At 54.9% G+C, this 12,775-nt stretch carries 10 protein-coding genes; all 10 read right to left on the bottom strand.

Annotated features, from left to right (window positions below):
• Positions 1-37: 37 nt before the first annotated feature.
• On the bottom strand, positions 38-1,063 hold the full coding sequence (locus tag D3Z90_RS07120; protein ID WP_136475076.1) for an NAD-dependent epimerase/dehydratase family protein: 1,026 nt from the start codon (positions 1,061-1,063) through the stop codon (positions 38-40).
• Between the two features lie 59 nt (positions 1,064-1,122).
• Positions 1,123-2,400: a Vi polysaccharide biosynthesis UDP-N-acetylglucosamine C-6 dehydrogenase TviB gene (tviB, locus tag D3Z90_RS07115; RefSeq protein ID WP_136475075.1), complete on the bottom strand. Its 1,278-nt coding sequence runs from the start codon at positions 2,398-2,400 to the stop codon at positions 1,123-1,125.
• A gap of 372 nt (positions 2,401-2,772) precedes the next feature.
• Positions 2,773-4,116: a Wzz/FepE/Etk N-terminal domain-containing protein gene (locus D3Z90_RS07110; protein WP_256658330.1), complete on the bottom strand. Its 1,344-nt coding sequence runs from the start codon at positions 4,114-4,116 to the stop codon at positions 2,773-2,775.
• Between the two features lie 186 nt (positions 4,117-4,302).
• Complete coding sequence (locus D3Z90_RS07105) at positions 4,303-5,358, bottom strand: LPS O-antigen chain length determinant protein WzzB (protein WP_136475074.1); 1,056 nt, start codon at positions 5,356-5,358, stop codon at positions 4,303-4,305.
• A 265-nt stretch (positions 5,359-5,623) separates the two neighbouring features.
• Positions 5,624-7,081, bottom strand: coding sequence for an MBL fold metallo-hydrolase RNA specificity domain-containing protein (locus D3Z90_RS07100; RefSeq protein WP_136475073.1), 1,458 nt, complete (start codon positions 7,079-7,081; stop codon positions 5,624-5,626).
• A gap of 118 nt (positions 7,082-7,199) precedes the next feature.
• On the bottom strand, positions 7,200-7,439 hold the full coding sequence (locus tag D3Z90_RS07095; RefSeq protein WP_136475072.1) for a LapA family protein: 240 nt from the start codon (positions 7,437-7,439) through the stop codon (positions 7,200-7,202).
• Positions 7,439-7,753, bottom strand: a complete 315-nt coding sequence (gene ihfB, locus D3Z90_RS07090) for an integration host factor subunit beta (protein ID WP_136475071.1) — start codon at positions 7,751-7,753, stop codon at positions 7,439-7,441. Before ihfB ends, D3Z90_RS07095 begins: the two co-directional genes overlap by 1 nt.
• Before the next feature lie 283 nt (positions 7,754-8,036).
• Positions 8,037-9,713 carry a 30S ribosomal protein S1 gene (gene rpsA / locus D3Z90_RS07085; protein WP_136475070.1) on the bottom strand — a complete coding sequence of 559 codons (1,677 nt, stop codon included), beginning with the start codon at positions 9,711-9,713 and terminating at the stop codon, positions 8,037-8,039.
• Between the two features lie 125 nt (positions 9,714-9,838).
• Positions 9,839-10,522, bottom strand: coding sequence for a (d)CMP kinase (gene cmk / locus D3Z90_RS07080; protein ID WP_136475069.1), 684 nt, complete (start codon positions 10,520-10,522; stop codon positions 9,839-9,841).
• A complete protein-coding gene (locus D3Z90_RS07075) occupies positions 10,519-12,759 on the bottom strand; it encodes a bifunctional prephenate dehydrogenase/3-phosphoshikimate 1-carboxyvinyltransferase (RefSeq protein ID WP_136475068.1) in 2,241 nt (746 codons plus the stop codon). Before D3Z90_RS07075 ends, cmk begins: the two co-directional genes overlap by 4 nt.
• Positions 12,760-12,775: the final 16 nt, after the last annotated feature.

The raw sequence follows: 12,775 nt of genomic DNA, 5'->3' as shown, positions 1-12,775 counted from the left end.
TGGACAAAGGGCTTGGCGCTCCAGAGATGACGCATGATTATTTCAAGAAGCGAATGTACCAAGGCATCACTTGGGCAATACCAGCAGCGATGTCGAACTGAGGTTCATACCCCAGCAATCGATGCGCCTTACTGATATCCGCCTGTGAGTGACGCACATCACCAGCACGGAAGTCCCGGTATACCGGGTCACTCGTGTAGTTCACGCCATTTAGGTTCAACGTTTGACGCAATGCGCTGAATAGTTGATTGAGGTCGGTACGGCCACTAACGGCCACGTTATAGACTTGGTCCAATGCTTCATCATCGGTCGCAGTCGCCGCCAGTAAGTTTGCTTGCACTGTATTCTCTATGTAGCAAAAATCGCGGCTCGTCTGACCATCACCGTTAATAAACACTTCTTCACCGTTGATCATGGCAGCAGTCCACTTGGGAATTACTGCCGCGTAAGCTCCATTAGGATCTTGACGCTTGCCAAAGACGTTGAAATAGCGCAATCCAATGGTTTTGAAACCATAGGTACGCGCAAAAACTTCGGCATAAAGCTCATTTACAAGTTTAGTAACAGCATAGGGCGAAAGTGGCTTACCAATAGTATCTTCTACCTTCGGCAATCCTGGATGATCTCCATATGTCGAACTGCTTGCGGCATAGGTGAAGCTTTTAACCCCCGCGTCACGTGCAGCAACCAACATATTTAAAAAACCATCTATATTGGTGCTATTAGTTGTGATCGGGTCATTTATTGAGCGTGGAACTGAGCCCAATGCTGCTTGATGCAGCACATAATCCACTTCTGCACATGCCTTGTGGCAGTCTTCAAGGTTACGGATATCACCCTGAATGAAGTTAAAAGCCGACCATTGCTGAGGCGACACCAGCGACTTTACTTCGTCAAGATTACGCTGATGCCCAGTGGCAAAGTTGTCCAGACCGACCACTCGTTGATCAAGCTTGAGCAAAGTTTCCAACAGGTTGGAGCCAATGAAGCCAGCTACACCGGTGATCAACCAAGTTCGAGGGGCACGAGGTAGGGTGTCGACAATGGCTTGGTAAGCATTCATGAAGGAATCACCACAATGGAAAGAGAAGACTGGAGGCACAAAGTGCCTCCAGGGATGTATTACAGGCGTAGATCGGAAGCTTCTGCTGACAGAAGGTACTTCAAGTCGTATAGCACATGCTCTGCTTTTCCGAGCGCACGGATATTTTCAACCCCCATATCCTTGAACTGCTGGTGAGCAACAGCCAGGATCACACCATCGTAGGCTGCGGGCTGAGGCGTCTGCACAGGAGTGATTGCGTACTCATGCTGAGCTTCTTGCACACTGACCCATGGATCATGAACATCTACTTGAATGTTGTACTCCTGAAGCTCCTTGACGATATCCACGACCTTGGTATTGCGCAGGTCTGGGCAGTTCTCCTTGAAGGTCAACCCCATGATCAACACTCGCGCACCATCAACATGGATACGTCGCTTGACCATTTCCTTGACCAACTGGGAGACGACGTACGCACCCATGCTATCGTTCAGACGACGGCCCGCCAGAATAATTTCCGGGTGATAGCCGATACTCTGCGCCTTATGGGTAAGGTAGTAAGGATCGACGCCAATGCAGTGTCCACCAACAAGACCTGGGCGGAACGGAAGGAAATTCCACTTCGTCCCTGCAGCCTGCAGCACCGCTTCAGTATCGATGCCCATCTTGTTGAAAATTAGGGCCAGCTCATTGATCAATGCAATGTTCAGGTCGCGCTGGGTGTTTTCAATCACTTTGGCAGCCTCGGCTACCTTTATACTGCTGGCCTTGTGCGTACCGGCGATAATAATTTCACGATACAAAGCGTCAACTAGGTCAGCTACTTCTGGAGTAGAGCCCGATGTTACTTTTTTGATGGTGGTGACACGGTGCTCTTTATCCCCAGGGTTAATACGTTCCGGGCTATAGCCTGCATAGAAGTCCTGGTTGAATATCAGACCGGAAACCTTCTCCAGAACCGGAACACAGTCCTCTTCAGTTGCACCCGGATAAACCGTCGACTCGTAAATTACGATGTCGCCTACCTTCAGCACCTTACCAATGGTTTCGGAAGCTTTCACCAAGGGTGTGAGGTCGGGCTGCTTGTACTCATCAATAGGTGTTGGCACGGTCACAATGAAGACATTGCAGTCACGCAAATCATCAAGGTTCGCGCTGTACTTCAAGCCTTTGGCTTGTAGTAACTCCTCATCGCTGACTTCAAGCGTGGCATCGTGCCCGTCATTCAGGGCATCGATTCGCCCCTGATTGATATCAAACCCGATAACGCTACGCTGCTTGCCAAACTCCACGGCCAGCGGCAAGCCAACGTAGCCAAGTCCAATCACCGCGAGTTTGATGTCTTTCAATGAGAACATGAGTTATTCCAAGATAGTCACGAAATTTTTTTGCTTGGGATGGTACGTCGATCGTTCAAATCTGAATCGGCCGCCCCTCGACCGTATGTACCTAGTCATCGATTAATCGAGGCAACCAGGAGCTATAGCAGCACGCGGAAGGCGCCTGTCAGGCCCCGTCATGGCAGCCACTGGCCACATATTTCCGTTTATGAGTGACCTAAGCAGCTGCCACCGCTATGGATGCCCCGAGTTTACCTCAGGTATTCATCCATCCCTAATCGTACCTTTCCGCCTAGAATTTGGTCATACCGGGTGTCGCCTAGGACGGCCACATAAGAGTTACTCAGGTCTAGCGTCACAGACGAAGATATCACCAGCGTAAGTTTCTACTCATCTCATAACCAGGGGAGAGGTAACCTCAGCCTCGATTTTCTTTGGCAGTGAGTTGATTGAAACATGAGCCAGCTCTCGACGCCGCTTTTTGAAAGCGGAACGTAACAGCACGATAATGCATCCAACCCCGCCACCCAAGATCAAGGCCAACACAACTAACAGAGATTTGTTCGGCTTGACAGGGCTGAGTGGCTCAACGGCCAAGCGGTCAATACTGACCAAACGCAAACCGCTCATGTCGGTGGAAATATTCACTAACCGAGTTCGCTCCGCCTTGAGGGATTCGATCCCTTTGACAAACAGCTCTTCATTTTGTCGCTGCTGTAACGCCTGGACCTGTCGATTGTTGCTTAATAACAAAAGTTCTCGGCGTATTTGAGCGATCCGTGGATCAACGAAGTCATCCGATGTACGCTTGCGCAGCGCCTGCTGTTCGGCTTCGAGAGCGTCCGTCCCAAGGAAGTAAAGCGGCACTTGCTGGTTATTAACCTCGGTAATGACATTACCTGTGGCTTCGACTTCGCTCCGCCCCATAGCCGATGGCGTAGTGGGCTTTTTCAGGCCAAGGGACTTAGCGATAGAAATCGCCTCGTTCAACTGCGCGATTCGATCCTCGCGACGCAGCTTGAGTTGCACCCGCAGCGCCTTAAGCTCGTCACTTAACTGGGCTCGCTTGAGGTGATCAGACTCAAGCAATCCAGCGATTTGCCCTTCCTTTGCCGAGTCGTATTTAACACGGGCCGCCACCAGTTGAGCATCCACCTCTTTGATACGGTTGCCAATGATGACCTGGAGATCTTCGGCTATCTGCCGACGTTCACCTTCGATCGCATACTGCACCAGACCGTTGAGAGCTTCCTTTCCGTTTAGCCCTTTGGGATAACGCATCTCAAGCCCGATGAAAGAAGTCAACAGATCAGTTTTCTTGGGATCAGGCTGTACTAGCTTTAGTGCGCTGCGGTTGAAGACCTCAAAGGCTTGTTCTGGCTCACCTCCGGGCCTACTAAATACCGTCTGCAGCTCAGCATTCGAACGGAAGTAGCCTAAGCGTGTTTCATAAGAGTCGAGGGCTGCTCCCACACGAATTAGAGCCTTGCTTGGTGATAATGAATAAACCTTGGACCGATTGAGTTCATCGAGGTCATTCAAAGCGACCGGCCGGAGAATCGTACTGACCTCGTACTCTGGGGTGACTGAGAAGGCATAGATAGCTGCTATACCAGCGAACAGCGACGCCACAGCCGTAATCAGTACTTTTTGCCGCCAAAGCGATTGAAGAATAGCCAGAACATCTATCTCATCGCGAGGTACAACCGGGGGGGTAGGAGAAATACTAGTCACACCAATGCCTGCCATTCAGAGAGAAATGCATCCTCATGACAGGGGTAGCATAATTGCCATCATCGTCTCATCCTGAGCATCAACAACTAGCAGAACCATCCCTGTCCAATGAAAACGAACAGCCATCATTGTGACAGCAAATGCAGAAATTCTCCATCACCCACCTAGGATAACGATTCTCACTCATCAAACGGTCGGGGTACGACGCAAACGATTAATCCACACATGCCTCATTAGGCCGATCAAAACGCCTAACGCTACACCAGCGAACGCCCCCATCACCATTATGATCATCTTTCTTGGCTTAACTGGCTTGTCAGGTAGCTCAATTGCTCCATCCTGACGATAAACTTCGATGACATCGGGCTCAATTTCCAAAGAGCGGTAAAAAGCCACCGCCTCCTCGCGCTGCCTCAATTTTGGAATAAAAGGATCATCTGAGGTTCGGTTACGCAAATTCTCGATTTCGGCACGCAATGCCTTGCTGCCCCGCATGTAGGTGAGAGAGCCATCCATACCAGCAGAAACCTCACTGGAGAGGCCATTCGAAATGATGGGCGGTTTCTCCAAACCTATAGAATCAGCAACCCTCAAAGCTTCTGCTAGTTGAACAATCTGGTCTTCTCGCTGTTTACGTGTGCTCTCGCGCGCGGCCTTGATCTGTTGCTCCAAGTTATTGGCCTTGATCATGGCATCGCCACGAACATCCCGAGTCACTTCACGCTTGGCGTGCTCACCGGCCATTTGTACGTATTGCACCACCCACTTCGCCGCTTGCTCCGCGACCGGGAGGTTAGCCATGACATAGTAACGATTCGGGGTTTCTTTGCTGGTTACAGCCACCGTCAACACACCATTCATCCGACCGTACAAATCATCCTGCGATCCTTTTCGCTGCTCCTCCGGCAAGCTGGGCAGATACACCTTCCGAAAGAACTCCCTCTTCAAAGATTCAGACTGCAAATTCCGCAGATACGCATCATAAACATCCTTAACCGACAACATCGCCAACCCGCTGTCGCCACCACGCCCGTAGTTAAGCTGGGATATGTTGCTCTGTGAGGGCGGCTGCACGACGACTTTCGCCTCGTAGATAGGCGTAGCCAGCAACGCATACGCCACCGCACCACCCGTCACAATTGCTGCAGTCAGAATGATCAGCAGCTTCTGCCTCCACAATCCCCCCAGCAACTCAAACAGATCAATTTCATCGTCACCACGGCGCTCAGGTTCATTGCGCATTTATTCTAATTTTCCTTGGGTCCGTCTATCTGTATTCGTACGTGAGGAGCGCGATCGTTGGGCCTCAACTGGCCTCATCAACATAGAGCCAGACGGCTATCACCCTCCTCGCTCTGTAGCGTAGCGGCATTTTGCCAACCTGCTCGCGACTTCTTCGAATTGCTGGTGCTCTCACCATATTGGGAGCATTAATCTGTAGTAGAACCCCAAAAAGCGCAATAAGTTCAATCGCTTCCGACCACCAACCAGCCCAACTGCCAAGCGGTCAGTCGATGCCGGGGATCGTCACCTTCACCTCTCGTCCCGCGTCAGCAAAACGTCGCACAAGCGCATCGCTCAATGCACGCTTCGCCCTGCCCTCACCATGCACCAACACTATTTCACTTGGTGGTTGTTCCATGCCGATCGCAAATTCGACCAGTCCCGCCTGATCCGCATGGCCGGAATAGCCTTCCAGGGTGATGACCTTTGCCCGCACTTCGTACATTTGGGCATCAAGATCGATTTGAACGAAACCGGACGCGCCTTCGCTTGCCTGGATGACTGCTCCTGGGGTGCCTTTGACCTGATGCCCGACGAACACTACTTCATGGCGGGGATCACCCAACATGGCCTTGAGGTAGTTGACGATGCGACCACCCGAGCACATGCCGTTGCCGGCGATGACGATGGCTGGGCGGCCGGTGCTTTTGAGGTAGTTGACGACTTGTTGGTGTTTGGCGTGGGTGTCGATGCTGATGAGCTGTCGAAATCCCAATGGCGCTCGGCCTTCGCTGAGGCGTAGTCGGGCTTCGTCATTCCAGTACTGGTGCAGGTCACGATAAGCCTGGGTAATGCGTTGAGCCAAGGGGGAGTCGAGGATGATCGGCAGTTGGGACCAGTCGATGGACTGGATCAGGTCGGCTTCGCTGCCACCCTGGTTGTCGTCGGTTTTCAGCAATGCTTTGCGGTGGAGTATGTCTTCGATTTCATACAGCAGCTCCTGGGTTCGGCCCAGGCTGAACGCCGGAATCATGATGGTGCCCTGGTCCGCCAGTGCTCTATCGATGGCAGCTTCAAGGCGTTGCTGGCGCTGCATGCGATCAGGATGCAGGCGGTCACCGTAGGTGCTTTCAAGTACCAGGATGTCGGCACGATCTGGCGGCTGGACGCTGCGCAGCAGCGGATTGCATGGCGCTCCCAGGTCTCCAGAGAAAACGACGCGAGTGTCTTTTTCGGCACTCGCAGACTGGACTTCGCACTCAACGTAGGAGGAGCCCAGCAAGTGGCCTGCACGCTGTAGGCGGATTCGACATTTGACGTTGTCGCGGTCTACCACTGAATGCCACTGGCCATAAGGCAGAGGCACGATGAGCTTTTGGATGCGCTCTATGTAGCGCGTCACTTGAGCCGGCTCGTTGGTGATGCCAAGTTTGAAGGCGTCTTCCAGCACAAGCGGCAGTAGCCGGGCTGAGGGATCGCTACACAGTATCGGGCCGTTGAAACCTGCCGCTAACAAGGCAGGGATGCGGCCGACATGATCGAGGTGAACATGGGTGACTACCAGCGCCTCGATACCACGAACATCGAAGCCCAGGTGCTGTTCGGTATCTTGTGCGTCAGCCCCTTGCTCGAGGCCGCAATCCACCAACAGACTGCAGTGATCATCCAGGTGGAGCTGATGGCAGGAGCCAGTGACGCCGCGGGTGGCGCCATGATGCGAAAGGGTTGGATAGCCCCTCATGGGAGGTATGCTCCAGGCTGATAAAGAGGGCCGCTATAGTCCCATACCCTCCTCAGCACCAAACTCGGACGAATCGCGCTCCCCTCTAGGAAAAGTCCGATTATCACGCAAGGCCTCCTTAGGAGGTTGCTCGCAACCGACGCCTACTACGCAGCACGCCATAAGCCCCGAGCAATGGGCCTATCGCCAGTCCGACCAGCAACGCGGCAACCACAGGAACTGCGACGGGCATTTCCGGGGCTGACCAACCAAACAGGACCAAGGCAACGGTCTGCTGGTTTTCCAGTACGAAAAACAGCACCAGTAACGCTAGCGCCAGAACAAACAGTACCGCCAAGGCGCGCTTGAGATTACGCATCACTCGCCCCCTGGCATCCAGTCTGCACCTTGTTCTTCTTCATTGACGCGATCGCGTAGTTCTTTGCCAGGCTTGAAGTGCGGCACGAATTTGCCGTCAAGACTGACCGACTGCCCCGTCTTTGGATTGCGGCCTACCCGTGGCGCGCGGTAGTGCAAGGAGAAGCTGCCAAAGCCACGGATCTCGATACGATCTCCGGTCGCCAGGCACTGGGACATCTGTTCAAGCATGGTCTTGATGGCCAGCTCCACATCCTTGGATGAGAGCAGCCCTTGATGGGTGACAATACGTTCGATCAGCTCCGACTTCGTCATATTTTTCCCTTCTTTATCAAGCAGCTAGATCATTGCTTCATTGTTTTTAGCATGACCTGAAGGTTTTGAACAGGGTGGTTATTGACTTAATCGAAGAAACTTGTATCGCACCCCTCAAAGAGGAATCTGGGGATTTTGTCTGAGTCAGCGGGCGCAAGGGTTACAGCGTCTTTCGAGGTACGCATTCGCGGATTAGCAAGGTTGCTCTCTTGTGCGCTGTAAATGCAGCCAGGCATAAAAAAAGGGCGACCCGAAGGTCGCCCTTTTTTGATCCAAGCAGAACTTAGTTCTGTTTGGCCATTGCCTGACGCAGCAGCGCGGCCATGGTGGTATCAGCAGCTTCCGGAGCAGTTTCTTTCAGGCTCTGGATGGCTTCTTTCTCTTCAGCGTCGTCTTTCGACTTGATGGAGAGGCTGATTACGCGGCTCTTGCGGTCAACGCTGATGATCTTGGCTTCGATCTCTTCGCCTTCCTTCAGAACGTTACGCGCGTCTTCAACGCGGTCACGGCTGATTTCGGAAGCTTTCAGAGTAGCTTCGATGTCGTCGGCCAGGGTGATGATGGCGCCTTTGGCGTCAACTTCTTTTACAACACCCTTAACGATTGCACCCTTGTCGTTCGTTTGAACGTACTCGGAGAACGGATCGCTTTCCAGCTGCTTGATGCCCAGCGAGATGCGCTCACGCTCTGGATCAACAGACAGGATGACGGTGTCCAACTCGTCGCCCTTCTTGAAGCGACGTACGGCTTCTTCGCCGACTTCGTTCCAGGAGATGTCCGACAGGTGAACCAGGCCGTCGATGCCGCCGTCCAGACCAATGAAGATACCGAAATCGGTGATCGACTTGATGGTGCCGGAGATCTTGTCGCCCTTGTTGAACTGGCCAGAGAAGTCTTCCCATGGGTTCGACTTGCACTGTTTGATGCCCAGGGAGATACGACGACGCTCTTCGTCGATGTCCAGAACCATAACTTCCACTTCGTCGCCGACTTGTACGACTTTCGAAGGGTGGATGTTTTTGTTGGTCCAGTCCATTTCGGAAACGTGCACCAGACCTTCCACGCCTTCTTCCAGCTCTGCGAAGCAGCCGTAGTCGGTCAGGTTGGTAACACGCGCCATTACGCGAGTGCTTTCTGGGTAACGAGCTTTGATAGCAACCCATGGGTCTTCACCCAGTTGCTTCAGGCCCAGGGATACACGGTTACGCTCACGATCGTACTTCAGAACCTTGACATCGATCTCGTCGCCAACGTTGACGATTTCCGATGGGTGCTTGATACGCTTCCAGGCCATGTCGGTGATGTGCAGCAAGCCATCAACGCCGCCCAGGTCAACGAATGCGCCGTAGTCGGTGAGGTTCTTGACGATACCTTTGACCTGCTGGCCTTCCTGCAGCGATTCCAGCAGAGCTTCGCGCTCGGCGCTGTTTTCGGCTTCCAGGACACTGCGACGGGAAACGACAACGTTGTTGCGCTTCTGGTCCAGCTTGATGACCTTGAATTCCAGCTCTTTGCCTTCGAGGTGGGTGGTGTCGCGCACTGGGCGGACATCAACCAGGGAGCCCGGCAGGAACGCACGGATACCGTTAACGTCGACAGTGAAGCCGCCTTTAACTTTACCGTTGATAACGCCCTTGACCACTTCTTCGGCGGCGAAAGCTGCTTCCAGAACAATCCAGCACTCGGCGCGCTTGGCTTTTTCACGGGACAGTTTGGTTTCGCCAAAGCCGTCTTCGACCGCGTCCAGCGCAACGTGAACTTCGTCACCGACCTTGATGGTCAGCTCGCCAGCTTCGTTGTAGAACTGCTCGAGCGGGATGACGCCCTCGGACTTCAGGCCAGCGTGTACGGTAACCCAGTCGCCGTCGATGTCGACAACGATACCGGTGATGATCGCACCCGGCTGAAGATTGAGGGTTTTCAGGCTTTCTTCAAAGAGTTCTGCAAAGCTTTCGCTCATTTTAATTCCTGTAAATTAGGGCGAAACATACGCCCATCAGCCACATTCCAGACAATGTGGGTTTCGTTCATATAAAGGAAAGCGGACAGGACGTTGACTGGTGCCCCTGCCTGCTTACCTGGTCATCAGGCGATATCGCGAAGTGCGATTTCACTCTTGATGCGTTGCAACACCTGCTCGATGGACAACTCCGTGGAATCCAGCTGTATCGCGTCGGCCGCCGGTTTGAGCGGGGCCACTGCGCGCTGGGTGTCACGCTCATCGCGCGCACGAATCTCATCTAGCAGACTCGACAGACTAACATCTTCGCCTTTGCCCTTCAACTGCAAGTAACGTCGACGGGCACGCTCCTCGGCGCTGGCGGTCAGAAAAACCTTCAAGGGCGCATCGGGGAACACCACCGTACCCATGTCGCGACCGTCGGCGATCAGCCCCGGCGCTTCCTGGAACGCGCGCTGACGCTGCAACAATGCATCACGCACCGCAGGTAGCGAGGCGACCATCGAGGCCCCGGCACCGACGGTTTCGGTACGAATCACATTGCTGACATCCTCACCCTCGAGAATGATCTGCTGCAATTTGCCTGGCTCGGCGGCAATAAACTGCACATCCAGGTGTGCAGCCAACTTGACCAGCAACTCTTCATTGGTCAGGTCAACGCCATGATTGGTGGCAGCGAACGCCAACAGGCGATAAAGCGCACCCGAGTCCAGCAGTTTCCAGTTCAGCTCACGCGCCAGAAGACCGGCAACGGTACCTTTACCCGAGCCACTTGGACCGTCGATGGTGATAACTGGCGCTACGCTCACGGCTTGCCCTCTTCTGCAACACGGATCCCGACTTCAGCACACAGCGACAGGAAGTTGGGGAACGAAGTAGCAACGTTTGCACAATCATGAATACGAATTGGCGCAGTGGCACGCAGCGAAGCAACACTGAAGGCCATGGCAATACGGTGGTCGCCGTGCCCGTGCACTTCACCGCCGCCAATCGGACCACCCTCAATGATGATACCGTCCGGCGTCGGCTCGCACTTCACACCCAGGGTCAGCAGGCCATCAGCCATGACCTGGATGCGGTCGGATTCCTTGACCCGCAGCTCTTCGGCGCCGCGCAGTACGGTGCGCCCTTCAGCACACGCCGCGGCTACGAACAGCACCGGGAATTCGTCGATAGCCAATGGCACCAGGTGCTCTGGAATCTCGATACCCTTGAGTTTAGCGCCGCGTACGCGCAGGTCTGCGACCGGCTCACCGCCTACTTCACGCTGGTTTTCCAGGGTGATGCTACCGCCCATCAGGTTGAGGATATCAATCACACCAGTACGGGTCGGGTTGATACCCACGTGCTCGAGCACCAGCTCCGAACCTTCGGCAATCGACGCGGCGACCAGGAAGAACGCTGCCGAGGAGATGTCAGCCGGCACTTCGATGTGGGTCGCAGTGAGCTTGCCGCCTGCTTCCAGGGAGGCAGTCGGGCCATCGACCTCAACCGTGTAGCCGAAGCCGCGCAGCATACGCTCGGTGTGGTCACGGGTAGGTGCAGGCTCGGTGATGGTTGTCTTGCCTTCGGCGTACAGGCCGGCCAGCAGCAGGCAGGATTTCACCTGAGCACTGGCCATTGGCAGGGTGTAGGTCAGCGCCTTGAGCTTGTGACCGCCACGAATGGTCATCGGTGGACGACCTTCTGCTGCAGTCTCGATCACCGCACCCATTTCCCGCAAAGGATTGGCAACACGGTTCATCGGACGCTTGGACAGTGACGCATCGCCGGTCAGCACGGTGTCGAAAGGTTGCGCGGCCAGCAAGCCTGAGAGCAGGCGCATGGATGTGCCGGAGTTACCCAGGTAGATCGGGCCCGGCGGCGGCTTCAGGCCATTGAGGCCGACGCCGTGAATGGTCACTCGACCATGGTGCGGGCCTTCAATGACTACGCCCATGTCGCGGAACGCCTGCAGGGTCGCCAGCGCGTCTTCACCCTCAAGGAAGCCTTCGACTTCAGTGGTGCCTTCGGCCAGGGAGCCCAGCATGATCGAGCGATGGGAAATCGATTTGTCGCCTGGTACGCGAATTCGGCCAGACAGTTGGCCACCAGGTTTTGCCAGGAAAATCAGGTCGTTGGAGTTCATAGCGTCCACATAGGCCCGGCGGGCCAGGATTTTACTGAAATGCTCGCGGGCAACCCGGGCGCGCGTGAAGACGCCCAGCAATTGATGCCCATCCCCTGCATCGACCGCGTCGCGCAAGGCGTCGAGGTCGCTGCGAAATGTATCGAGTGTGCGCAGAACAGCTTCGCGGTTGGCGAGAAATATGTCGTGCCACATAACCGGGTCGCTTCCGGCGATTCTTGTGAAATCGCGGAAACCTCCGGCAGCGTAACGGAAGATATCCAGGTTTTCATTGCGTTTGGCCAGCGAATCGACCAAACCAAAGGCCAGCAGGTGCGGCAGGTGGCTGGTCGCCGCCAGTACTTCATCGTGGCGCTCGACCTGCATGTGCTCGACGTCGGCGTCCAGCGCACGCCAGAGCCGATCGACCAGCGCCAGGGCTTCTGGTGCGGTTTCAGCCAGCGGCGTAAGAATGACCTTGTGGCGGCGGAACAGCGCAGCATTGGAGGCCTCTACCCCGCTTTGCTCGGAGCCGGCAATCGGGTGCCCGGGCACGAAGCAAGGCAGACGTCCACCCAAGGCCTCACGCGCAGCACGCACCACATTACCCTTGGCGCTGCCGACATCTGTCAGCACCGCCTGCCCAAGATCAAGCTGCGCCAGGCGCGCCAGAAGTTTTTCCATGGCCAGGATCGGCACCGCCAACTGAATGACATCGGCACCGACGCAGGCAACAGCCAGGTCTTCTTCGCAGCGGTCGACCACACCCAGCTCCACCGCCACTTTTCGCGACTGCGGATCCAGGTCGACACCGACCACTTCGCGGCACAAGCCGCTTTCGCGCAGCCCTTTGGCGAACGAGCCACCAATGAGCCCGAGACCGACCACTACCAAGCGGCCGATAAGCGGCCCGGCTTTGTTTACCACGACTTCAACCACGGGGCAGGACCCTATT

Source organism: Pseudomonas sp. DG56-2, from assembly GCF_004803755.1.
Taxonomy (GTDB): Bacteria; Pseudomonadota; Gammaproteobacteria; order Pseudomonadales; family Pseudomonadaceae; genus Aquipseudomonas; species Aquipseudomonas auratipiscis.
Note: the sequence above shows the minus strand (reverse complement) of the source record. Positions and strands in the feature narration are given on the sequence as shown.